Below are 21,087 nucleotides of genomic sequence, written 5' to 3' on the forward strand. Positions count from 1 at the left end.
CGGCGCATGTGATCCATTACCTCACCAGGAGGTCCAGCAACCGCTCCGCCTCCGCCGCCGGGTCGGCGGTCAGCCCGGTGTGCACGGGCCCGGGCTGGACGACCGTCGAACGCGGCGCGATCAGCCAGCGGAAGCGCCGCCCGGCGTCGTCGCGCGCCGCCTGCCCGGCCGCCTCGCCGCCCGCGCACACGCCCTCGACGGCACGGAGCGCGGCGCGCACCCCGGCCGTGTCGGCCTCCGGGTCCAGCGCGCGCAGCTTCCCCTCGTCGAGGTGCGTCCGGGCGGTGACGAACGACTTCGCGCGGCAGTAGACGAGCACGCCCGCGTTGAAGCACTCGCCGCGTTCGACGCGCGGCACCACCCGCAGCAGCGCGTACTCGAACACGTCCCGCCCGCTCACCCGTCCGGCCGAGTTCACTTGTCCCCCTGACGGGTCTCAAGGCCCTGGATGCGTTCATGGATGACGGCGGCACGGGCCAGCAGCGGGGCCGCGTACGCCCGGCGCAGCGCGTCCGGCGTGCCGAAACCCGGCTCGCCGGCCAGCCACTCCTCGGGGATGTCCGCGGTCACCTCGGTCAGCAGGTCGCCGGTGACGAGGGGCGCCAGTTCCGCGGCGGCGCCCGCGACGTCCGGCGCGAAGGGTGCGAGGGCGTGCTCCGAGGCGTCGTAGGGCCTGGCGGCCGAGACCTCCGCGCCGGGCCAGTTGTGGTGCCAGATCATGGTGGCACCGTGGTCGATGAGCCACAGGTCGCCGTGCCACATCAGGAGGTTGGGGTTGCGCCAGGAGCGGTCCACGTTGCCGACGAGCGCGTCGAACCAGAGGATCCGCCCGGCCTCCTCGGGGCCGACCGCGAACGCCAGCGGGTCGAAGCCGATCGCCCCGCTGAGGAAGTCCATGCCCAGGTTGCGTCCGCCGCTCGCCCTGAGCAGCCCCTGCACCTCCTGGTCCGGCTCGCCGAGGCCCAGTACCGGGTCGAGGCCGACGGTCACCAGGCCGGGCACCCGCAGGCCCAGCCGCCGGGCGAGTCCCGCGCAGACGACCTCGGCGACGAGTGTCTTGCGGCCCTGTGCGGCGCCGGTGAACTTCATGACGTACAGGCCCAGGTCGTCGGCCTCGACGAGCCCCGGCAGCGAACCGCCCTCGCGCAGCGGCGTGATGTAGCGGGTCGCGAAGACTTCCTTGAGCACCGCCCCAGGTTACTGGGACGTTCGGGGGCCTTCCGGCGCGGCCCGTGTGCGCCGTGCGGCGGCTCACGTCGAGAGCGGGTCAAGATGTGGACGTCGTCTGAACAGGGAGCGCCCGCAGGCCGTACCTCCGTGCAGATCTACGAAGCATCCGTGGAAGGGAACGTCAGCATGACCAGCGAACCGCTACAGCCCGTCCAGGCACCGGCCCGCCGCACGGTCGTGGCGGCGGTCGGAGCGACGGGGCTCGCCGTCGCGCTGACCGCGTGCGGGGGCTCGGACAACACGTCGTCGAGTCCGGCCGGCGCACAGGGCAACGGCAGTCCGAGCAGCGGTGGCACGGGCGGAGGTGAGAACGCGGCGGCCGGCTCCGGCGGCGCGGTGCTGGCGAAGACCTCCGACATCCCCGAGGGCGGGGGCAAGGTCTTCGCCGACCAGGGTGTGGTGGTGACCCAGCCGTCGGCGGGCCAGTTCAAGGCGTTCTCGTCCAAGTGCACCCACCAGGGGTGCGCGGTCAAGGACATCTCGAACGGTGTGATCACCTGCCCCTGCCACAACAGCGAGTTCTCCGCGACCGACGGCAGCGTGAAGAAGGGGCCCGCGACCCAGCCGCTGTCCGCCGCGAAGATCACCGTGGCCGGGGACGAGATCAAGCTCGCCTGACCCCGCGTCTCCTCACCCCCGTGCCGCCCGGCGCGGTGGCGCGAGGCAGGCCAGTACCTCGTCGGTGGTCGCGATCGTGGCGACCAGGGCCAGGGTGTTGCGGACCATCGCGGGCGTGTACTCGGGGGGCACTCCCGCGATGGCGTCCGCGGGCACGACGACCCGGTAGCCGCCGTTGACGGCGTCGAACACGGCGTTGGGGACCGCCACGTTGGCCGAGACCCCGGTGACGACCAGGGTGCGGCAGTCCAGGTTGCGCAGCAGCGCGTCGACCTCGGTCCCCGCGATCGGCGACAGGCCGTGCAGCCGCCGTACCACGAGGTCCTCCTCCGTCACCTCGACGGGTTCCGCGACGCGGACCGCCGGGGTGCCGGACAGCTGCCGGACCGGCAGCCGTTCGGCCGCGCGGAAGAGGCGGGCGTTGCGGCTCGCGCCGCGGCCGTCCGGGCGGCGCTCCGCGACGGCGTGGACCACCTGCACCCCGCCCTCGTGTGCGGCGGCGACCAGGCGCGCCACATTGGTGAGCGCCCCCGACGAGCGTGCCTGCTCGGCGAGTTCGGGCAGGGCGCTGTCCGGGCCCACGACGCCCTGCTGGCACTCGACGGTGAGCAGCACCGTGGTGCGGGGGTCGAGGAGTGCGCGGAGCTGTTCGGGAGACGGCATGGCTCCCCTTTGTCGTCGACGGCCGGCGCGGGGGAGGGTATCGGCGCTCGCCACCGGAGGGAAGACGACCCCTTCTCTTTTCTGACGTGATGTCAGAGGATCTCTCTGGCACGACGTGGGAGAAGAAGAGGGGGATCCCGCATGACCGTCACGCAGCGCCGGGGCCGGAAGATCATGATGACGTCCGGCGAGCTGGACGACTTCCTCACCGCCCAGCGCACCTGCCGGGTGGCGACCGTGTCGGCCGACGGCACCCCGCATGTGAGCGCCCTGTGGTTCGCCTGGGACGGCACCTCACTGTGGCTGTACTCGGTGGTGCGCAGCAAGCGCTGGGCCGAGCTGCGCCGCGACCCGCGGGTCGCCGTGGTGATCGACACGGGCGAGGAGTACGACCAGCTGCGGGGCGCCGAGCTGTCCGGCACGGTGGAGTTCGTGGGCGAGGCGCCCCGCACCGGGGAGCTGTGCGCCGAACTCGACGTTCCCGAGACGCTGTTCGCGCGCAAGAACTTCGGCCTGGAGGAGATGCCGCACGACGGCCGCCACGCGTGGCTGCGGCTGACCCCGTCGAAGATCGTCTCCTGGGACTTCCGCAAGCTGGGGTCGCTCTGACCCGCACGGCTGCTCCGGCCCACCGCCGGCTCTGGGCCGCCCGCCCGCTCTGGGCCGCCGGCCTGATCCGGCCCCGCCCGCCTGATCCAGCCCCGCCCGGCCGCTCCGGCCCCGCCCGCCTGATCCAGCCCGCCCACCCGCTCCGGCCCCGCCCGCCTGATCCAGCCCGCCCACCCGATCCGGCCCCGCCCGCCTGATCCGGCCCCGTCCGGCCGCTCCGGCTCATCTCGCCGCTATGGCCCGTCCCGCCGTGCGCAGCGCCTCCACCGCCGCCCTGATCGACGGGCGGCGGTCGGCGTCGGCCCGCCACACCACGAAGACGTGCCGCCGCACGCGCTGCCGCAGCGGCACGGTCACGACGCCCTCCGGCATCGGATGACGCCCGAGCAACGGGGCGATGCACACGCCCAGTCCGGCCGCGACCAGACCCAGTTGAGTGTGCGTCTCGCAGGCGCGGTGACCGATGCGCGGTTCGACGCCCCTGGAACGCAGCGTGAACATCAGCCACTCGTGGCAGAACTCGCCCTCGCCCCAGGTGATCCACTCGTCGTCGGCGAAGTCCCCGAGGTCCACCTCCGCCTTGTCCGCGAGCCGGTGCCCGAGGGGCATCGCCACGTCCGCGGGATCGTCGAGGATCGCCGCCTTCACCAGGCCGTCGGGCAGCGGCATCGGCTTGTTGTACCAGTCGAGGACGACCGCGAGATCGAGGTCGCCGCGCACCACGCCGGCGACTCCGGCCTCGGGCTCCAGCTCGCACGAGCGCAGCCGCAGCGCCGGATGACCGGCCCGCAGCGCGGCGAACGCGGTCGGGAACAGTCCGCGCGCGGCCGTCGGGAAGGCCGACAGGCGCAACTCACCCGCCACCTGGCCGCGCTGGGCCTCCAGGTCGGCCTGGGCGAGTTCGACCTGTGACAGGATGCGCGCCGCGTGGTCGGCCAGCAGCCGGCCGGCGTCCGTGAGCCGCACCCCGCGCCCGTTCCTGGCCAGGAGCCGCTGCCCCACCTCCCGCTCCAGCTTGGCCATCTGCTGGGAGACGGCCGAGGTCGTCACGTGCAGCCCCTCGGCCGCCCCGCTGACCGAGCCGTGCCGGGCGAGGGCGTCGAGCGTGCGCAGGCGCTCCAGGTTCAACATGTAAGCAATGCTAAGAGATACTGCGAGCGAAATCTCGATTGTGCTACGAGATGGCCTGCGCCATCGTTACCGCCATGAGCACCGCCGCCACCCGACGAACCGTCACCGCCCCCTCCCTCGTCCCCCGCCGCCGGCCCGGGCTCGACTGGCGGATCCGCTTCGGCGTCCTCTCGCTGATCTGGGGTTTCAGTTTTCTGTTCATCAAGGTCGGCACGGAGGCGTACGCCCCGTTCCAGGTCACGCTCGGCCGCCTGGTGTTCGGCACCGCGGTGCTCGCGGCGGCGATGGCCGTCAAACGGGAGCGCCTTCCGCGCGGCGCCCGCACGTGGGGGCATCTCGCGGTCGCGGCCTTCCTCCTGAACGCGCTGCCGTTCTCGCTCTTCGCCTACTCGGAGCTGACGATCCCCTCGACGCTCGCCGGGATCTGCAACGCGACCTCGCCGCTGTGGGGCATGGCGCTGTCCCTGGTGGCCCTCTCCGAGGACCGGCCGACCCGGCGGCGGGTCGCGGGCCTGGGCATCGGGTTCCTGGGGGTGCTGACGGTGCTCGGCGCCTGGCAGGGCTTCCACGGCCTGGATGTGACGGGCACGGCGATGGCCCTGCTCGCCTCGCTCAGCTACCCGGTCGGCTGGATCTACGTCCGCCGCACCCTGGCCGGCTCCCGGCACTCGCACCTGTCGCTGACCGGCGCACAACTGCTGCTGGCCACCGCCCAACTGGCCGTGGTCACCCCGCTGTTCACCACCCTGCCGAGCCGGTTCCCGCTTGTCCCGCTGCTCTCGGTGGCAGCGCTGGGCGCCCTGGGCACCGGGATCGCCGTGCTCGTCCAGTACGGCCTGGTCGCCGAGGTCGGCCCGACGACGGCCCAGATGGTCACGTACTTCATCCCGGTCATCGCCACCGCGGCGGGTGTGGCGGTCCTGGGCGAGTCGCTGACCTGGTCGACCCCGGTGGGCGCGGCGGTCGTGCTGGCGGGCGCCGCGCTGACACAGGCCCGGCCCAGGAGCGGGCCGCGGAGTCAGACGTAACTGCGGGCGGGAGCGGGGCCGAGAGCGGAGGCGACCGCGTCCGCCAGCGGCCCGGTCTCCTGCGCGGTCAGGGTCGAGACGGTGATCCGGATGCCGGGCGGCGCGCTCATCCGGAAGCGCGCGCCGGGCGCGACGGCCCAGCCCGCGTGAAGCAGCCGCGCGACCGCTCCGGTCTCGTCCGGCACGGGCACCCACACGTTCATCCCGCTGCGTCCGTGGGCCGTGACCCCACGCTCGGCGAGCGCCCCGATCAGCGCGTCCCGGCGCCGCGCGTACGCCGCCGCCACCGCCCGCGCGTCCACCGCGCCGTCGGCCCACAGCCGCACCAGGGCACGCTGCAGGATCCGGCTCACCCATCCCGGCCCCAGCCGCTGCCGCCCCAGGACCCGGTCGACGGTGACGCTGTCCCCGGTGAGGACGGCGAGCCGCAGATCGGGCCCGTACGCCTTGGCGGCCGAGCGCACGAAGGCCCAGTTCCGGGTGGCCCCGGCGAGGGGGTGGAGGGGCACGTCGACGATCCTGTGACCGTGGTCGTCCTCCACCAGCAGGGTCCCCGGGTGTTCGTGGAGCACGGAACGCAGGGCACGCGCGCGGGAGGCGCTCACCGCCGCACCGGTCGGGTTCTGCGCCCGGTCCGTGACGATGAGGGCACGCGCCCCCGCCCGCAGGGCGCCTCGCACATCGGCGGGCAGCGGTCCCTCGTCGTCGACGCCGACGGGCATCGTGCGCAGCCCGAGCGCCGGAACGAGGTCCAGGATCCTGCCCCACCCGGGGTCCTCGACGGCGACCCCGTCCCCGGGTCTGAGGTGGGCCGCCAGGACGCGCTCGACGGCGTCCAGCGATCCGGAGAGCACGGCGAGCGGCCCGTCGGGCACCCCGTCGGCGTCGAGATCGGCCCGCGCGAGGCGCGCCAGCTCCGGTTCCACGGCGACGTCTCCGTACAGCACGGGCTCCCGCTCGCCCTGTGCGGCGGCCGCAGCGAACGCCTGCCGCAGCGGCGGCAGCAGCAGCGGATCGGGGTTGCCGCTCGCAACGTCGCGCACCCCCTCGGGCACCTCGACGCGCAGATGGTCCCGTCCCGTCGTGGCCGGCGCGGACCGCACCCGGCTGCCCCGCCGCCCCGCGGTCTCGATGACCCCGCGCTCACGCAGGATGCGGTAGGCGGCCGCGACCGTGTTGGGGTTCACGCCCAGTTCGACGGCCAGCTCCCGAAGGGAGGGGAGGAGCCGGCCGGGCTCCAGCGCTCCGTCCCCCACCGCCCGCTCGATGTCCGCCGCGATCTCCGCTGCGCCCCGCCCCTTGATCCGATATTCTCCTAGCACAAAGAACATTATGCACTAGTGCAATAGGGGAGCGCGCATCATGCAGGAGACCCGGCCGCCGGCGTCGCCGCCCGGCGCCTACGCACCGACCGACCGCACCGTTCCCACGCGCTCCGCGGAGCGCGCGGCATACGACAAGGACCTGGTGCACGAGATGCTCGACGAGGGATACGTGTGCCATCTCGGCTACGTCCGCGACGGCGCCCCCGTCGTGCTGCCCACGCTGTACGCGCGCGTCGGCGAGCGGCTCTACCTCCACGGTTCGACGGGCTCGCGCCCCCTGCGGATGACGGGCGCGGGGGACCCCGGGCTCGCCGTCTGCGTGACGGTGACGCACGTGGACGGCCTGGTACTGGCCCGCTCGTTCTTCCACCACTCGGTCAACTACCGTTCCGTGGTGGTGCACGGCCTCGCCCGCCAGGTCACCGACCCCGAGGAGAAGCGGACGGCCCTGGACGCACTGGTCGACCACGTCGTGCCGGGCCGTTCGCGCGACGCCCGCCCCGCCAGCACCAAGGAAATGGCCGCCACCGCCGTGATCCGCCTCGACCTGGACGAGGTCTCGGCAAAGGTGCGCGCCGGAGGCGTGAACGACGAGCCCGAGGACCTCTCGCTCCCGCACTGGGCGGGCGTCGTGCCGGTCCACACGGTCTACGGCACCCCGCTCGCCGATCCCGGCCTGGCCCCCGGCGTCGCCCTCCCCGACTATCTGGCGGTCCTGTGATGCTCGTCCGCCCCTGGGACGCACCCCTTGACGACTCCGAGTGGCGCGGGTGGCTCGACGCGCACGACTTCGGGCAGCTCGCCGTGAACGGCCTGCCGGGCGAGCCGCCGTCCGTCCAGCCGCTCCATTTCGCCTACGACGCCGAGCGCGGCGAGGTGCTGGGCCACCTGGCACGCCCGAACCCGCTGTGGCCCGCGCTGGAGGCGAACCCGGACGTGCTGCTGAGCGTGGTCCACGACTACGTGTACGTGCCGGGCCCCTGGCAGGCCGCGCCGGACGCCCCGCCCGAGCACGGCGTGCCGACCAGCTTCTACGCGGCGGTGCAACTGCGGTGCACGGCCCGCCCGGTGGACGACCCGGACGAGAAGGCGGACCTGCTGAACCGCCAGCTCGGCCACTTCCAGCCGGAGGGCGGCTCCGCGCGGGCGGCGGCGGGAGAGGCGCCCTACGGCCGCCTGCTGTCCGGCATCCGCGGGCTGCGCCTCGAAGTCACCGGCGTCCACGCGAAGTTCAAGTACGCCGGGAACAAGCCGGGCGAGGTCCGGGACCGGATCGCGGCCGGGCTGACGGGCCGGGGGGCGCCGCGCGACGCCGCTGCGCGCGATCACCTGGTACGCAGGCGCGAGCGCTGAGCGGGGCGCAGGGACCGGGTCCGGACCCCACGCCCGCCTCCGCCACCGGAGTCCCGCGGTCCCGGCCGGCCACGGCACCCGTGCGCCGCGGACCGTCACACCGCCGGACTCCAGGCGGAGTGGCCGTTCACCGGTTCCGTCAGACGGATGGAGGGCTCGACGCCCGGTTGGGCGGCCGGCAGGGCGCGGAAGCCGCGGTACTCGCGCAGCGCCTCGGCGAAGCACCGCGGCGAGGGCGGTGTCGAGCGCCAGGCCGTACTGCCCGCCGGAGCGGAAGTGACCGCCGGGCCGCAGGCGATCGGCGTGGTCCCCACGGCGAACCGGGCTGCCGCTGAGGGCGAGGGACCCGGCGGCGGGGAACGAGCGAGCTCGGCGTCGGCACGTGCCGGCGGGCGGTGATCCGGCGCCCCGCCCGCGGACCGGCGGGGTCGGGTGCCGCTGCCGCGGCGGCTTCCCGTTCCTGCGGAAGGCCCCCACCGCGCGCGACCCGGTCCCGCCCCGCCTCGTCGGCGGTGCGGGCCGCGTCCCCGGCGGCCCGCACTGGCCCGCGCCCCGTCACACGAGGACCGGTTCACCCTCCGGTCGCCGTGCCTCGCGCGCCTCCGCCAGGGCGAGTCCGGCGACCGAGCCCAGCATCAGCGCGGTGCCCACCAGGGTCGACGCCGTGAGTCGCTCGCCGAGCAGGGCGACCGCCAGCACCGCCGCGCTGACCGGCTCCAGCAGCATGATCACGGACACGGTTGCGGACCGTACGACGGCGGCACCCGCGAAGTACAGGGCGTAGGCCAGGGCCGTGGGGATGGCGGCGATGTACGCCAGCAGCGCTACGACATCGCCGGGCTCGGCGGTGTGCGGCACCAGGCCCTCGGCCACGGCGAAGGGAAGCAGGCACACGGCGGTGACCGCGAAGGCCCACACGGTGGTGCCGGACGCGTCCGCCCCGCCGTCGCGTCCCCACCACCGCGTCAGCAGCGTCATCAGGGAGTAGCCGGCCGCCGACACGACCGCGAGCAGCACGCCCCACGGGCGCACGGTCGCGTCACCGCCGCCGAGCACGAGCACCCCCAGGCCGGCGAGCGCCCCGACGACGGCGGTGGCCCCGCCGCGGCCGAGCCGCTCCCCCATGGTCAGGCGGGCGCCGAGCGCGATGAGCACCGGTCCGCTGCCGAGGGTGACGACCGTCGCCACGGCGAGTCCGGTGGCCGCGACCGCCGCGAAGTAGGCGGTCTGGAAGACGGCGAGCCCCAGGCCGGTGGCACCGGCCCGTACCGCCTTGCGGGCGAGCGGTTCGGGTGCGGCGCTCCGCGTGCGCGGACGCAGCAGGCGGATGGCGAGCAGCAGGAGCAGTCCCGCCGCGCAGCGCCAGAAGGACAGGGCGACCGGCCCCATGTCACTGGTTCGGTAGACCAGGGAGGCGGCGGCACCCGCCGTGCCCCAGGCGGCACCGGCGGCGATCAGATAGAGGAGGCCACGCCCGACGGGCAGGCCAGAGGCAGCATTCGACACGAGTCGTCTCCGCAGATACGCAGAAGTTCGGGAGGAGACCCCGGATCGGTCAGGTCCGAGCGGCGGGGTCCGTGGACTTCTTCTGCGGGCAGCACCGTTCCGCCCGGCGGTGGGCCGGGCATGTGGTCCGGAAGGCCCGCCTCAGGCGGCCGGAGGCGGAAGAACGAGTGCGTCCGAATGCATGATCGGCACCCTATGCGGCCGTTTCATGCGCCGGCAACTCCTTTTCCGTGCCGCCGCTCGCCACCGGCTCGGCGGGCCCCTTCGCGGGCGCCGACGACTGGGCGATGAAGGCGCCCGCCAGGACGACCGCGCCGCCGAGGATCTGAGGCGCCGACAGGTGCTCGCCGAGCAGCACCCAGGCCAGGACCGTGGCGATGACCGCTTCCAGGCAGGCCACGACACCCGCCACCGGCGGCGAGAGCCGGCGCACGGACAGCACGCCGGTGACGTACGCCAGGACCGTGGCGACGAGGACGATCCAGGCCAGGAGGACGAACGCCGGCACCTGGGTCCCGTTCATCCGCGCGGTGCCCGCGAGGACGGACCAGTCCATGCGCCAGGGGCGGGTGACGGCGGTGAGCACGGCGGCTCCCACGAGCAGGCCGTGGGCGATGACGCCGAGCGGGTCCGGGGCCTGCTCCCCGGCGTCGCCGCCGTGGTCGGACAGGACGAAGTAGCCGACCTGGCAGCAGGCGGCGCCGAGCGCGAGCAGCAGGCCGACGGGGTCGAAGCCGAGCCCCGACCACACCTCGACGACGCAGGCGAGTCCGCCCACGGCGAGGACCACGCCGACCGCCGCGGCGCGCGTCACGGGCCGCCGCTGCACGAACCGCACCCAGCCGAGCACGAGCGCGGGCGCGAGGTACTCGATGAGCAGGGCGACGCCGACGGGGATGCGGGAGATCGCGGCGAAGTAGCAGGCCTGGACGCCGGCCACGGCGAGCAGCCCGAACCCGGCGAGCAGGGTGGGGCGGCCACGCACCAGCGCACGGTGGCGCACGGCGAGCGGCAGCATCACGAGCGCCGCGCCCGCGACCCGGAGCCACACCACATGGAGCGGGTCCAGCCCCGCCTGGATCAGCGGCTTGGCCGCGACGCCCGATCCGCCGAACGCGACCGCCGACGCGAGGGCGAGCCCCAGCCCGACGCCCCTGCCGTGGTTGCCCTGACTGCCCTGAGACGTATGCACCGGCACATGATGACAGGCGTCGACATGAGCGTCACCCTTGATAGCACCTGTCTCACGGGGTGGACCCGGGCGCCCGTCTCAGCGGGCCGGCCTCTCAGCGGGCGACGGTCCCGCCGCCCCCTGCGCACTCCTCGACGGCGGCCACCGCGTCGATCCGCGCCACCAGGGCCCGTATGTCGACACCGGAGCGGGCGAGGACCTCGACGGCGCGCGACCCGGGGTCCGCGGCGATCACCGCGAGCAGGTCCAGCCCCCCGGCACAGGCGCCGCCGCGCCGCTCCGCACGCACGTATGCCGCGTACATGGCACTCGCCGCCGCCGGCGACCAGCCCTCCGATCCGCCGGGCACCGGCCCCGCCCCGGAGTCCTCGACGCTCCCACGCCACCGCAGGCCGTAGCCGATGGCGCGCTGGACGAGATAGCCGAGCAGCCGTGCGACCTGCGGGCCGTCGAAGACACCGCGCACCTCGGGGCCGGACTCCAGCAGGCTGTGCAGCAGATGCGCCGTGTCGACCTGCCGGTCGCCGTCGCGCACCGCCCTCCTGCGGGCACACGCGACCACCGCGGCCAGCTCGTCGCTGAGCCGGGCGTCAGGGTCCGTGCGGTGCGCGCCGCGCTCGGCGGTGCGCTGCGTGTGACGGAGGGGCACGCCCCCCACCCCACCAGCCCCATGGCCCCGGGTCATCCCCGGCGGGCAGCATTCTCGTGTCCGACACAGGTTGGGCATGGCCGACCGGCCTCTCCTCCTTGCGGATGACTTCGAGCCGTCTTCCCCCCAGGGGCCGCGCGCCGCCTTGCGGGGCCCGCCGCACGAACCGCCTCCACAATTTCTGACGGTTCATCAGTATTGAATGTTCCAGGCCCTGCGGCTACGTTCCGCGACACCGTAGCTGCGCCCGGCGCAGCAGCCGACGCGAAGGGGTGGTCGCATGGCCGAAGTCAGCGCGGAAGCGCGTATCGAGGCACCCGCCGAGAAGGTGTGGGCCCAGCTCACGGACTGGTCGGCGTACGGCGAGTGGAACGCCACCCACACCAGTTTCCCGAAGGGCGGCCCCGAGGCGCTGGAGGTGGGCGGGACCTTCGAGGAGAACATGAAGCTCATGGGTTTCCCGGCCGAGGTCACCTGGACCATCGACGAGCTGCAGCCCGGACGCGTTCTGGCCATCCGGGGCAAGGGCCCGATGGCCGTGAACGTCGCCACGCGCTACACGCTGACGCCGGACGGCGGGGCGACCTCGGTCCGCATCGACGGCGAGTTCACCGGTGCGGCGGTCTCCCTCATGGCGGGCAAGCTCAAGGACTCGGCGACGGCGGCCCTCAACGAGTCGCTGCGCAAGCTCGGGGCGCTGGTGTCCTGAGCACGCCGCGCACGGACGAAACGGGCGCCCCGCGGACATGGTGCCGCGGGGCGCCCGCTTCCGCCTCGGCCCGCCGTCAGTCCTCGCCGGCGAGGATCAGATACAGCTTCTTGCGTGCCTCGTTGATGACCGCGACCGCCTTGTCGCGCTGGTCCTTGTCGCCGGCCTTCCAGACCTGTCCGAACGCCTCCATCAGACCGAACCCGGCCTGCCGGATCTCATGCAGGGCCTCCCAGTCGACGCCGCGCGAGGCCTCTTCCCAGGGAGCGTCGGGACCCTCGTCCGCCGCGCCGCGGCCCGCCTCGGTGAGCGAGAAGAGCTTCTTGCCGCCCTCGCTCTCACTGGCGATCAGCCCCTCGTCCTCCAGCAGCTGGAGGGTGGGATAGACCGAGCCCGGGCTGGGCTTCCAGGCGCCGCCGCTGCGCTCGGCGATCTCCTGGATCATCTCGTAGCCGTGCATGGGCCGGTCCTTGAGGAGCGCCAGGATCGACGCGCGCACATCACCGCGCCGCGCCCTTCCTCGCGGGCCACCCCGGCCGCGCCCGCCCCAGGGGCCGCCGGGGCCGAAGAAGCCCGGCCCGCCGGAACCGGGGCCGCCGGGCCCTCCTGGCGGCCCGAAGGGCCCGAAGGCGCCGCGCAGGCTCTCGAAGCCGCCCCGGGCGCGATGGCCGGGGCCGCCGTGGTGTCCGTGCCGTTCGAATCCGAAGTCGTGTCCATGGGAACGCATCGCACTCACTCCATTCCATCGTTGATCTGTCGCGATGCGTCAACGATATATCGGAAGCGAGTGTGTGACAAGACCCGGTCCACTCGGCACGCATTGGCCTTGGCCCGCCGGGTCCGCCCGCCTCTAGCGTCGGGCCATGCGGATTCGTATCGTCGACGCCTTCACCGACCGCCCCTTCGCCGGCAATCCGGCCGGGGTGCTCCTCCTCGACGCCTTCCCGGACGACGGATGGCTCCAGAACGTGGCCCGCGAGGTCAACCACGCCGAGACCGCTTTCGCGCACCGCCTGCCCGAGGGGGGCGAGGCCGACTGGGCGCTGCGCTGGTTCACGCCCGCCACCGAGGTCGCCCTGTGCGGCCACGCCACCCTGGCCACCGCCCATGTGCTGCGCACCACCGGCGCCCACGAGGGGCCCGTGCGGTTCGCCACCCGCAGCGGCGTCCTGAGCGCCGTGCCACGCGAGGACGGCTCCGTCACGCTGGACTTCCCCACCGCGCCGCTCACCCGTGCCGAGATCCCGGAGGGCGTGGCCGAGGCCCTCGGCGCCGAGCCCCGCACCGCCTTCGACACCGGACCGGGCGTCGGCGACCTGGTGCTCGAACTCGCCGACGAGAAGACGGTGCTGGGCCTGGCCCCCGACCACGGGGCGCTGCGCCGCCACTCCGCGCGCGGCGTCATCGCCACCGCCCTCGCCGAGGACCCCTCCCGGGGATACGACTTCGTCTCGCGCTGCTTCTTCCCGAACGTCGGCATCGACGAGGACCCGGTCACCGGCAGCGCCCACACCGCCCTGGCCCCCTACTGGTCCGAGCGCCTCGGCCGCCTCGAACTCACCGGGCTGCAGGCATCCCCGCGCTCCGGCCGCGTCCGCACGGAGCTCCGCGGCGACCGCACCCTGCTGACCGGCCGCGCCGTCACCGTCATCGAGGGCGACCTGCTCGCATGACGGCACGGCACGACGGGGGCGTACGGCGGTGTCGTACGCCCCGGTCCGGGGCCGTCACGCGGTCGGCAGCCACCCCGCCTTCCCCGCCAGCAGCGCGTATCCCACGAAGGCTCCGATGTCGAGCAGGGAGTGGGCCACGACCAGGGGACCGACCCGCCCCCAGCGCCGGTACAGCCACACGAAGACGACGCCCATCACCATGTTGCCCAGGAACCCGCCGATGCCCTGGTAGAGGTGGTACGAACCGCGCAGCACCGAGCTGCCCACCAGTGCCGTGCCCGGACTCCAGCCCAACCGGCCGAGCCGGCGCAGCAGATAGCCGACGACGATGACCTCCTCCAGGACGGCGTTCTGCACCGCCGAGAGCACCAGGACGGGGTACTTCCACCACACGCCGGGCAGGGCCTCCGGCACCACCGTGAGGTTCGCACCGAGACCGCGGGCGGCGAGGTAGAACGCGATGCCCGTGGATCCGATCACCGCGGCGACCGCGGCGCCGCGCCCGAGATCCGGCCAGGGCCGGGTCCGATCGAAGCCGAGGGCGCGCAGTGACGCGCCCTCGCGCATCAGCAGGTGCGCGACGAGTGCGACCGGTACCAGCGCCGACGCGATCCCGAAGAGCTGCCAGGCCAGATCGAGCCAGGGACGGCCGGGCGCGGCCGAGGCGTTCATGGTGGCCGCCTGCTCCTTGAGGCCCCCCGGCTTGGTGACCGACCCGACAAAGCTGATCAGCGCGGACACCCCGCTCGCGCCGAGCGAGAGCGCCAGCACGAGCAGCGTCTCGTCCCGCAGAATCCGCCGCGTCGGCCGCTCCGTGGGATGAGAACCGGTCACCGACCCTGCCTCCACCTGCACTCCCGCCTCCAGTCGAAGGGCGTACCTCCCCCTTTCGTCCTGCCATACGGCTTCGTCACGCTGCGGACTCAACGGGGAGGGTCACCACCGTCGTGGCACGTCACAGCTTGCCCTACGGTCACGACGCGGGCGCCGCCGGCCCTCGGCGCCGCGTGTGCCACGTGTGCCGCCTGTGCCATCTGCGCCCCGCGTGCCGCCGAGGCGGCGGACGCCACGTCGCCCGATCGGCCGCTCATCCCAGCGGCACGGGTTCCGGCAGTCCGGCCGGCCAGGTGTGCACCGGCTCTCCCGCCTGCATCAGCTCGCAGTACCTCCGTGTCGTCGCGGCCAGCGCGGCGGTCCGGTCCATCCCCCGCTCCAGGGCCCGGTGGAAGGTGGCGGCCTGCCAGCTCGCCCCGTTGGTCCTCCGCCTGCACCGTTCGTCGATCACTCCGAGGTAGAGGTCGCGGTCCGCGGGCTCGACGCCCCATGCGTCCAGCCCCGCCTCGGCGAGGGGCAGCAGCTCGTCGCGCACCAGGTCCACGGCCTCCACCTCGGTGGTCCCGGTATGGCGCCCGCGCCGCGGCCAGCGCAGGCGTGCCTCGACACCGTGGCGGCAGGCGGCGTCGAAATTGGCGGCCGCCGCCTCGAACGGCAGCCGTGTCCAGACCGGTCGCGCCTCCTCCGCCAGGGCGCGGACGACGCCGTAGTAGAAGGCCGCGTTGGCGATCACATCGGTGACGGTGGGTCCGGCGGGCAGCACCCTGTTCTCGACCCGCAGATGCGGAACCCCGTCGGCGATGCCGTACACGGGCCGGTTCCAGCGGTACACCGTGCCGTTGTGCAGGACGAGTTCCGCGAGCTTGGGGACGCCGCCCTCGTTCAGCACCCGCAGGGGGTCCTCGTCGTCGCAGATCGGCAGCAACGCGGGGAAGTAACGCAGGTTCTCCTCGAACAGCTCCTGCGCCGAGGTGATCCAGCGCTCCCCGAACCAGGTGCGCGGCCGCACACCCTGCGCCTGCAGCTCGGGCGGCCGGGTGTCCGTGGACTGCTGGAACAGCGGCGGCCGGGACTCGCGCCACAGCTCGCGCCCGAACAGGAACGGCGAGTTGGCGCCGACGGCGATCTGCGCCGCCGCGACCGCCTGCGCCGCGTTCCACACGTCGGCGAAGCGTGCCGGGGTGACCTGCAGGTGCAGTTGGACGGAGGTACAGGCGGCCTCGGGCGCGATCGACCGCGAGGTGCACACGAGCCGCTCCACCCCCTCGATGTCCAGCGTGAAGTCCTCACCGCGCGCGGCCACGATCTGGTCGTTGAGCAGGGTGTAGCGGTCCACGGCGGAGAGGTTGGAGGAGACGAGGTCGTCGCGGCCGAGCGTCGGCAGAATGCCGATCATCACGATTCCGGCGTCGACCTCGTTCGCTTTCCGGTCGGCATAGGCGAGTGACGTGCGCAGCTCCTCGGCGAGCCGGTCGAATACCCGGCCGCCCAGCCGGTGCGGAGCGATGTTGACTTCCAGGTTGAACATGGCGAGTTCTGTCTGGAAATCCCGGCTCGCAATCTTTTCGAGTACTTGCGCATTCATCATTCTCGGCATGCCGTCGGGTCCGGCGAGATTCAACTCGATCTCCAGACCCATGAGGTTCTTCGGGCGGTCGAACCGCTTCTCCTCCAGCAGGCGCTCCAGTCCCGCCAGACACCGCCTGAGCTTGCCGCGGTAGCGCTGGCGATCGGACAGGTCGAACGGCCCTGCCACGACCTTCTCTCCCATCGAAGTGTCCCTCCTTGGATGGGCAGGCCGACGATCCGGCCGCTGCTGTCCCGGGTCACGGTGGATGATGCCCCGGCAACGCGATCGATAACGTCCCCCCGGGAGGCCGTCACCCGCTACGCTGGGGGGCGGTGTGTCCGGGCACATTCACGCGGCATGCGGCCGTACGCAGTTTCAGGGCGCAACCATGTGAGGAAAATCGCCGACGAGAATCGGCCGACCGCTACGGACAAGTATTCCGAGGTCGCCGCCGGGGCGCTCGTGCAGCATCGGGACGAACCACACTTATCAGCGACCGGATCTCCACTTGTTCGTCATGCACGGGACGGCTAGCCGAAACACCGGGTGAACACGTTTCATATAAACTTCGCACACGGGGCAGAGAGTTGGCGATCGCGGTCCTGCGCCCTGTCGTCACAGCGCCTTCCATTCGCCCGGGCACAGTTCCCGCCCCTCTGACCCCTCAGAGCTGACAGCGCCGTCCGCCCGCCCCCGCGCACCCGTGCCTGTCGAATGAGAGGCGACCCACCATGCCGCTGCATGTCCCCCCGGCTCCCGCGCCCGCTCTCCGCTCCGTCCTCACGGCACTCGGTTCCCCCACCGCTGTCCATGAGGCCCGCACCCCGTCCCTGCGCGCCGCCCAGGGACCCACCACCCCGGAGATGCCGCTGCCCGTCCACGTGCTCGACCGGATCACCCCTGCGGGCGCGTCGGCCACCCGGCTCGCCGGGTGGCGCTTCCTCATCCGCGCCGGCAACCGCGCGGTGGCCGCCGCCGAGACCATGCTCACCCCCGACGGCTGGGCGTTCTCCCGCTTCTTCGAGGGCCCGTACATCGCCGCCACCGAGCGTGCCCTCAGTCAGGCGGAGGCCATGAAACAGCCGTACCAGCCCAGGCTCCTGTCCGTGCCCGAGCTGTACATGCTGACGCTGTGGCTGCACGGCGACTGCGCCGCCGACGGTGCGGCGGGCCACCCGGCGGCGACCGACCTCCTGGTGCCGCTCGCGCCCGCCCCGCCCGGCATCGCCGCGCACCGCCCGCACCGCGTCGCCGAACTCCTCCCGGTGCTCACCCTCCGGGTGACTCCGGCGCCGCTGCTCGGCTCGCCCGCGTAGGTCCCGCCGCCCGTCGTGCCCCGCCGCCGGAGACGGCCGCGGGGCACGCCGCATCCCGGCCGTCAAGCACGCGCCCGCCCGGTCGCTCGTTCGTGTTCCACCACGCTCGTACGAGGGACGATCCGCTGGTCGGCCCATATGGACTAGCCCCTTACGGCCACTGCGAACCACCCGAAAGGACACCAGAGTTGGAATGAACCGTCCTCCTGGGTGGTGCGTCATGAACCTGTGAGGAGCGGTGCTGCGAAATCCCTGCGGATTGACGCCCGTGGGGCAACACTGGGTTCCAGACCGACGTATCGCCAACGGGGGGCGGCATGAACGACGCGACGAGCCGCGGGACAGACACGACAGCCATCTCAGAATTCACAACAGAGCGAAAGATCCCCACCACCATGTGCCAGCACCAGCCACCGTGCCCGACCGCCGAATCCGCCGACCGGGAGTCCGCCCGCCTTGTGGCGCACCACCCGGAGCAGGGATGGAGCCTGCTGTGCAACGGCGTTCTGCTCTTCGAGGACACCGGTGAGCTTCTGCCCGACGGTCAGATCATCGCCCCGCACCGCCCGCTGGGCACCGACCAGGTGATGACGGCCGCCTGAGCCGCACACGCGGGGCACCGCTGCCCCGGCATACGAGGGGCCGGCCCGGAGACGAACGCTCCGGAACCGGCCCCGACGCATGCCAGGCGTCGATCACTCCTCGTAGGCGTCCAGCGGCGGGCAGGAGCAGACCAGGTTGCGGTCGCCGAACGCCTGGTCGATCCGGCGCACCGGCGGCCAGTACTTGTCGGCGGCCGCGGCGCCGGCCGGGAAGACGGCCTCCTCGCGGGCGTACGGGTGCTCCCACTTCCCGCCGAGGGCGGCGGCGGTGTGCGGGGCGTTCCGCAGCGGGTTGTCGTCGGCGGGCCACACGCCGGAACCGACCTTCTCGATCTCCGCTCGAATGGCGATCATCGCCTCGCAGAACCGGTCGAGCTCCGCGAGGTCCTCGGACTCGGTCGGCTCGATCATCAGTGTGCCGGCCACCGGGAACGACATCGTCGGCGCGTGGAAGCCGTAGTCGATCAGCCGCTTGGCGATGTCGTCGACGGTCACACCGGTCGCCTTGGTCAGCGGACGCAGGTCGATGATGCACTCGTGCGCGACCAGGCCGCCCGGGCCGGTGTAGAGGACCGGGTAGTGCGGCTCCAGGCGCTTGGCGACATAGTTGGCGGACAGCACGGCCACCTGCGTGGCGTGCTTGAGGCCCTCACCGCCCATGAGCCGGACGTACGCCCACGAGATCGGCAGGATGCCCGCGGAGCCCCACGGGGCCGCCGAGATCGGGCCGACGCCCGTCTCCGGGCCGGCCGCGGGCTGCAGGGGGTGGTTCGGCAGGTACGGCGCCAGGTGGGCGCGCACGCCGACCGGGCCGACGCCCGGGCCGCCGCCGCCGTGCGGGATGCAGAACGTCTTGTGCAGGTTGAGGTGCGAGACGTCCCCGCCGAAGTGGCCCGGCTTGGCGAGGCCGACCAGCGCGTTGAGGTTGGCGCCGTCGACGTACACCTGGCCGCCGGCCTCGTGCACGGCCGCGCAGATGTCGGCGACGTGCTCCTCGAACACACCGTGCGTGGAGGGGTACGTGATCATCAGAACGGCGAGCTCGTCGCGGTACCGCTCGATCTTGGCCCGCAGGTCCTCGACATCGATCTCACCGTCCTCCGCGGTCTTCACCACGACGACCTTCATCCCGGCCATCGCGGCGCTCGCGGCGTTGGTGCCGTGCGCCGAGGACGGGATGAGGCAGACGGTGCGCCGGTGGTCGCCGCGCGCACGGTGGTAGCCGCGGACGGCGAGCAGGCCGGCCAGCTCGCCCTGCGAGCCGGCATTCGGCTGCAGGGAGACCTTGTCGTAGCCGGTGACCTCGGCCAGGCGCTCCTCCAGCTCGCGGATGAGCGTGAGGTAGCCCTGCGCCTGCTCGGCGGGCGCGAAGGGGTGCAGCTGCCCGAACTCGGGCCAGCTGACCGGTTCCATCTCCGTGGTCGCGTTGAGCTTCATGGTGCAGGAGCCCAGCGGGATCATGCCGCGGTCGAGCGCGTAGTCGCGGTCTGCCAGCCGGCGCAGGTAGCGCAGCATCGCGGTCTCGGAGCGGTACTGGTGGAAGACCGGGTGGGTGAGGTAGTCGTCGGTGCGCAGCAGCGCCTGCGGGAGGGCGTCCCCGGTGCCCGCGTCCAGCGCCTCGACGTCCGCCTCGACATCGAAGGCGGTCCACACGGCGCCCAGCTGGGCCCGCGTGGTCGTCTCGTCGCAGGCGATCGAGACGTGGTCGGAGTCGACGAGGCGCAGGTTGATCCCGCTCTCCCGCGCGGCGGCGACGACCGCGTCGGCGCGGCCCGGCACCCGCACGGTGAGCGTGTCGAAGTAGGCGCCGTGGACGACCTCGGCCCCTCCCGCCGCCAGACCCGCGGCGAGGATCGCGGTGTAGCGGTGGGTGCGCCGCGCGATGGTGCGCAGGCCCTCGGGCCCGTGGTAGACGGCGTACATCCCGGCCATCACGGCGAGCAGCACCTGCGCGGTGCAGATGTTGCTGGTGGCCTTCTCGCGGCGGATGTGCTGTTCCCGGGTCTGCAGTGCCAGCCGGTACGCCTTGTGCCCGTCCGCGTCCACGGAGACGCCCACGAGCCGGCCCGGCAGGCTGCGCGCGAACCTCTCGTGCACCGCCATGTAGCCCGCGTGCGGCCCGCCGAAGCCCATGGGCACACCGAAGCGCTGCGTCGTCCCGACGGCGATGTCGGCGCCCAGCTCACCCGGCGGGGTCAGCAGCGTCAGCGCGAGCAGGTCGGCCGCCACGGTGACGAGGGCGCCGCGCTCGTGGGCCTGCGCGACGACGGGCCTGATGTCGCGGACGGCACCGGAGGCGCCCGGGTACTGGATCAGTACGCCGTTGATCTCCCGCTCGGCGACCTCGGCCGGAATGCCGTCGCTCAGGTCGGCGACCACGACCTCCACGCCGGTCGGCTCCGCGCGGGTCCGGATCACGGCGACGGTCTGCGGCAGCGCGTCCGCGTCGACCAGGAAGAGGCCGTTCTTGTTCCTGCCCATGCGCCGGGACAGCGCCATCGCCTCGGCGGCGGCCGTCCCCTCGTCGAGCAGGGAGGCACCGGCCGTCGGCAGGCCGGTGAGGTCGGCGACCATGGTCTGGAAGTTGAGCAGGGCCTCGAGCCGGCCCTGCGAGATCTCCGGCTGATACGGCGTGTACGCGGTGTACCACGCAGGGTTCTCCAGCACGTTCCGCAGGATCACCGGCGGCGTGAAGGTCCCGTAGTAGCCCAGACCGATCATGGAGTCGAGGACCTGGTTGCGGTCGGCGAGGGAGCGCAGCTCGGCCAGCACCTCGGCCTCGGTGCGCGCGCCCGGCAGCGCCAGGCCGTCGGCGTTCTTGATCACATCCGGGACGGCGGCGGCCGTGAGGTCGTCGAGCGAGCCGTAGCCGACCTGCGCGAGCATCTTGGCCCGCGCCTCCTGGTCGGGCCCGATGTGGCGCTGCTCGAAGGGCGTCCCCTGTTCGAGCTCGGCGAGCGGAATGCGGTGGGCGGTCATTGCGGAGGCCTCCTGGTCTGACGCGACCTGTGAAGGGCACCACGGCACGGGTGCCCCGACGGCCTCCCCCTCTGTCATCTCGACCTGAGAGCTTCACCGG

General features: G+C 73.2%; 22 protein-coding genes. 9 read left to right on the top strand and 13 right to left on the bottom strand.

Features of this window, described 5'->3' with window-relative positions; translation table 11 throughout:
* Positions 1 to 16: 16 nt before the first annotated feature.
* Entirely contained in the window at positions 17 to 400 is a 384-nt protein-coding gene (locus ACZ79I_RS05510) for a DUF3037 domain-containing protein (RefSeq protein WP_471504775.1), read from the bottom strand.
* Between the two features lie 14 nt (positions 401 to 414).
* Positions 415 to 1,188, bottom strand: coding sequence for a HipA family kinase (locus ACZ79I_RS05515; protein ID WP_471494613.1), 774 nt, complete (start codon positions 1,186 to 1,188; stop codon positions 415 to 417).
* 168 nt (positions 1,189 to 1,356) lie between these two features.
* On the opposite strand from ACZ79I_RS05515, the gene ACZ79I_RS05520 reads away from it, so the two are divergent.
* Complete coding sequence (locus ACZ79I_RS05520) at positions 1,357 to 1,848, top strand: Rieske (2Fe-2S) protein (protein ID WP_471494615.1); 492 nt, start codon at positions 1,357 to 1,359, stop codon at positions 1,846 to 1,848.
* 12 nt (positions 1,849 to 1,860) lie between these two features.
* Here ACZ79I_RS05520 and ACZ79I_RS05525 read toward each other — a convergent pair whose 3' ends face one another.
* Positions 1,861 to 2,511 carry a cysteine hydrolase family protein gene (locus tag ACZ79I_RS05525; protein WP_471494617.1) on the bottom strand — a complete coding sequence of 217 codons (651 nt, stop codon included), beginning with the start codon at positions 2,509 to 2,511 and terminating at the stop codon, positions 1,861 to 1,863.
* A gap of 141 nt (positions 2,512 to 2,652) precedes the next feature.
* Between ACZ79I_RS05525 and ACZ79I_RS05530 the strand changes: the two genes are divergently transcribed.
* Positions 2,653 to 3,120, top strand: a complete 468-nt coding sequence (locus tag ACZ79I_RS05530; RefSeq protein WP_471494619.1) for a pyridoxamine 5'-phosphate oxidase family protein — start codon at positions 2,653 to 2,655, stop codon at positions 3,118 to 3,120.
* Positions 3,121 to 3,342: 222 nt separating this feature from the next.
* Here ACZ79I_RS05530 and ACZ79I_RS05535 read toward each other — a convergent pair whose 3' ends face one another.
* Positions 3,343 to 4,251 (bottom strand): LysR family transcriptional regulator, encoded by a 909-nt coding sequence (locus ACZ79I_RS05535; RefSeq protein WP_471494621.1) that lies wholly within the window; start codon positions 4,249 to 4,251, stop codon positions 3,343 to 3,345.
* Positions 4,252 to 4,325: 74 nt separating this feature from the next.
* Here ACZ79I_RS05535 and ACZ79I_RS05540 point away from each other — a divergent pair, with 74 nt between their 5' ends.
* Positions 4,326 to 5,279, top strand: a complete 954-nt coding sequence (locus ACZ79I_RS05540; protein ID WP_471494623.1) for a DMT family transporter — start codon at positions 4,326 to 4,328, stop codon at positions 5,277 to 5,279.
* Here the strand turns inward: ACZ79I_RS05540 and ACZ79I_RS05545 are convergent.
* The gene (locus ACZ79I_RS05545) at positions 5,270 to 6,601 is read right to left on the bottom strand and encodes an aminotransferase class I/II-fold pyridoxal phosphate-dependent enzyme (protein ID WP_471494625.1); all 1,332 of its coding nucleotides are present in this window, start codon (positions 6,599 to 6,601) and stop codon (positions 5,270 to 5,272) included. The two genes, ACZ79I_RS05540 and ACZ79I_RS05545, sit on opposite strands and share 10 nt — an antisense overlap.
* A 40-nt stretch (positions 6,602 to 6,641) precedes the next feature.
* Between ACZ79I_RS05545 and ACZ79I_RS05550 the strand changes: the two genes are divergently transcribed.
* Positions 6,642 to 7,325, top strand: a complete 684-nt coding sequence (locus ACZ79I_RS05550; protein ID WP_471494627.1) for a pyridoxamine 5'-phosphate oxidase family protein — start codon at positions 6,642 to 6,644, stop codon at positions 7,323 to 7,325.
* Positions 7,325 to 7,957: an FMN-binding negative transcriptional regulator gene (locus ACZ79I_RS05555; protein ID WP_471494629.1), complete on the top strand. Its 633-nt coding sequence runs from the start codon at positions 7,325 to 7,327 to the stop codon at positions 7,955 to 7,957. Before ACZ79I_RS05550 ends, ACZ79I_RS05555 begins: the two co-directional genes overlap by 1 nt.
* Before the next feature lie 95 nt (positions 7,958 to 8,052).
* Here ACZ79I_RS05555 and ACZ79I_RS05560 read toward each other — a convergent pair whose 3' ends face one another.
* The 4 genes from ACZ79I_RS05560 to ACZ79I_RS05575 form a co-directional block, all read right to left on the bottom strand.
* Positions 8,053 to 8,271 (bottom strand): hypothetical protein, encoded by a 219-nt coding sequence (locus tag ACZ79I_RS05560; RefSeq protein WP_471494631.1) that lies wholly within the window; start codon positions 8,269 to 8,271, stop codon positions 8,053 to 8,055.
* Positions 8,272 to 8,512: 241 nt separating this feature from the next.
* A complete protein-coding gene (locus ACZ79I_RS05565; protein ID WP_471494633.1) occupies positions 8,513 to 9,463 on the bottom strand; it encodes a DMT family transporter in 951 nt (316 codons plus the stop codon).
* 193 nt (positions 9,464 to 9,656) lie between these two features.
* Positions 9,657 to 10,661 carry an EamA family transporter gene (locus ACZ79I_RS05570; RefSeq protein ID WP_471494635.1) on the bottom strand — a complete coding sequence of 335 codons (1,005 nt, stop codon included), beginning with the start codon at positions 10,659 to 10,661 and terminating at the stop codon, positions 9,657 to 9,659.
* Between the two features lie 88 nt (positions 10,662 to 10,749).
* Positions 10,750 to 11,340 carry a peptidase gene (locus tag ACZ79I_RS05575; protein ID WP_471494637.1) on the bottom strand — a complete coding sequence of 197 codons (591 nt, stop codon included), beginning with the start codon at positions 11,338 to 11,340 and terminating at the stop codon, positions 10,750 to 10,752.
* 244 nt (positions 11,341 to 11,584) lie between these two features.
* Here ACZ79I_RS05575 and ACZ79I_RS05580 point away from each other — a divergent pair, with 244 nt between their 5' ends.
* The gene (locus tag ACZ79I_RS05580; protein ID WP_471494639.1) at positions 11,585 to 12,013 is read left to right on the top strand and encodes a type II toxin-antitoxin system Rv0910 family toxin; all 429 of its coding nucleotides are present in this window, start codon (positions 11,585 to 11,587) and stop codon (positions 12,011 to 12,013) included.
* A gap of 76 nt (positions 12,014 to 12,089) precedes the next feature.
* Here ACZ79I_RS05580 and ACZ79I_RS05585 read toward each other — a convergent pair whose 3' ends face one another.
* Positions 12,090 to 12,740, bottom strand: coding sequence for a PadR family transcriptional regulator (locus ACZ79I_RS05585; RefSeq protein ID WP_471494642.1), 651 nt, complete (start codon positions 12,738 to 12,740; stop codon positions 12,090 to 12,092).
* Between the two features lie 136 nt (positions 12,741 to 12,876).
* Between ACZ79I_RS05585 and ACZ79I_RS05590 the strand changes: the two genes are divergently transcribed.
* Entirely contained in the window at positions 12,877 to 13,686 is an 810-nt protein-coding gene (locus ACZ79I_RS05590) for a PhzF family phenazine biosynthesis protein (protein ID WP_471494644.1), read from the top strand.
* Between the two features lie 54 nt (positions 13,687 to 13,740).
* On the opposite strand, the gene ACZ79I_RS05595 is transcribed toward ACZ79I_RS05590, so the two are convergent.
* Positions 13,741 to 14,541, bottom strand: coding sequence for a CPBP family intramembrane glutamic endopeptidase (locus ACZ79I_RS05595; RefSeq protein WP_471494646.1), 801 nt, complete (start codon positions 14,539 to 14,541; stop codon positions 13,741 to 13,743).
* A gap of 232 nt (positions 14,542 to 14,773) precedes the next feature.
* Positions 14,774 to 16,291, bottom strand: coding sequence for a glutamate-cysteine ligase family protein (locus ACZ79I_RS05600; protein ID WP_471494648.1), 1,518 nt, complete (start codon positions 16,289 to 16,291; stop codon positions 14,774 to 14,776).
* Between the two features lie 530 nt (positions 16,292 to 16,821).
* Here ACZ79I_RS05600 and ACZ79I_RS05605 point away from each other — a divergent pair.
* Both ACZ79I_RS05605 and ACZ79I_RS05610 read left to right on the top strand, forming a co-directional pair.
* Positions 16,822 to 17,406 carry a hypothetical protein gene (locus ACZ79I_RS05605; protein ID WP_471494650.1) on the top strand — a complete coding sequence of 195 codons (585 nt, stop codon included), beginning with the start codon at positions 16,822 to 16,824 and terminating at the stop codon, positions 17,404 to 17,406.
* 395 nt (positions 17,407 to 17,801) lie between these two features.
* Entirely contained in the window at positions 17,802 to 18,008 is a 207-nt protein-coding gene (locus ACZ79I_RS05610) for a DUF5999 family protein (protein ID WP_103840200.1), read from the top strand.
* A gap of 93 nt (positions 18,009 to 18,101) precedes the next feature.
* Here the strand turns inward: ACZ79I_RS05610 and gcvP are convergent, their stop codons facing one another.
* Complete coding sequence (gene gcvP, locus ACZ79I_RS05615) at positions 18,102 to 20,987, bottom strand: aminomethyl-transferring glycine dehydrogenase (protein ID WP_471494652.1); 2,886 nt, start codon at positions 20,985 to 20,987, stop codon at positions 18,102 to 18,104.
* Positions 20,988 to 21,087 lie beyond the last annotated feature (100 nt).

It is taken from the genome of Streptomyces sp. PSU-S4-23, assembly GCF_055632315.1.

What these genes read in the sequence shown, in the direction of transcription:
- ACZ79I_RS05520 (WP_471494615.1), top strand. Translation starts at nt 1,357, where the DNA reads ATGACCAGCGAACCGCTACAGCCCGTCCAGGCACCGGCCCGCCGCACG.
- ACZ79I_RS05525 (WP_471494617.1), bottom strand. Translation starts at nt 2,511, where the DNA reads ATGCCGTCTCCCGAACAGCTCCGCGCACTCCTCGACCCCCGCACCACG.
- ACZ79I_RS05530 (WP_471494619.1), top strand. Translation starts at nt 2,653, where the DNA reads ATGACCGTCACGCAGCGCCGGGGCCGGAAGATCATGATGACGTCCGGC.
- ACZ79I_RS05535 (WP_471494621.1), bottom strand. Translation starts at nt 4,251, where the DNA reads ATGTTGAACCTGGAGCGCCTGCGCACGCTCGACGCCCTCGCCCGGCAC.
- ACZ79I_RS05540 (WP_471494623.1), top strand. Translation starts at nt 4,326, where the DNA reads ATGAGCACCGCCGCCACCCGACGAACCGTCACCGCCCCCTCCCTCGTC.
- ACZ79I_RS05550 (WP_471494627.1), top strand. Translation starts at nt 6,642, where the DNA reads ATGCAGGAGACCCGGCCGCCGGCGTCGCCGCCCGGCGCCTACGCACCG.
- ACZ79I_RS05555 (WP_471494629.1), top strand. Translation starts at nt 7,325, where the DNA reads ATGCTCGTCCGCCCCTGGGACGCACCCCTTGACGACTCCGAGTGGCGC.
- ACZ79I_RS05575 (WP_471494637.1), bottom strand. Translation starts at nt 11,340, where the DNA reads ATGACCCGGGGCCATGGGGCTGGTGGGGTGGGGGGCGTGCCCCTCCGT.
- ACZ79I_RS05580 (WP_471494639.1), top strand. Translation starts at nt 11,585, where the DNA reads ATGGCCGAAGTCAGCGCGGAAGCGCGTATCGAGGCACCCGCCGAGAAG.
- ACZ79I_RS05585 (WP_471494642.1), bottom strand. Translation starts at nt 12,740, where the DNA reads ATGCGTTCCCATGGACACGACTTCGGATTCGAACGGCACGGACACCAC.
- ACZ79I_RS05590 (WP_471494644.1), top strand. Translation starts at nt 12,877, where the DNA reads ATGCGGATTCGTATCGTCGACGCCTTCACCGACCGCCCCTTCGCCGGC.
- ACZ79I_RS05600 (WP_471494648.1), bottom strand. Translation starts at nt 16,291, where the DNA reads ATGGGAGAGAAGGTCGTGGCAGGGCCGTTCGACCTGTCCGATCGCCAG.
- ACZ79I_RS05605 (WP_471494650.1), top strand. Translation starts at nt 16,822, where the DNA reads ATGCCGCTGCATGTCCCCCCGGCTCCCGCGCCCGCTCTCCGCTCCGTC.
- ACZ79I_RS05610 (WP_103840200.1), top strand. Translation starts at nt 17,802, where the DNA reads ATGTGCCAGCACCAGCCACCGTGCCCGACCGCCGAATCCGCCGACCGG.
- gcvP (WP_471494652.1), bottom strand. Translation starts at nt 20,987, where the DNA reads ATGACCGCCCACCGCATTCCGCTCGCCGAGCTCGAACAGGGGACGCCC.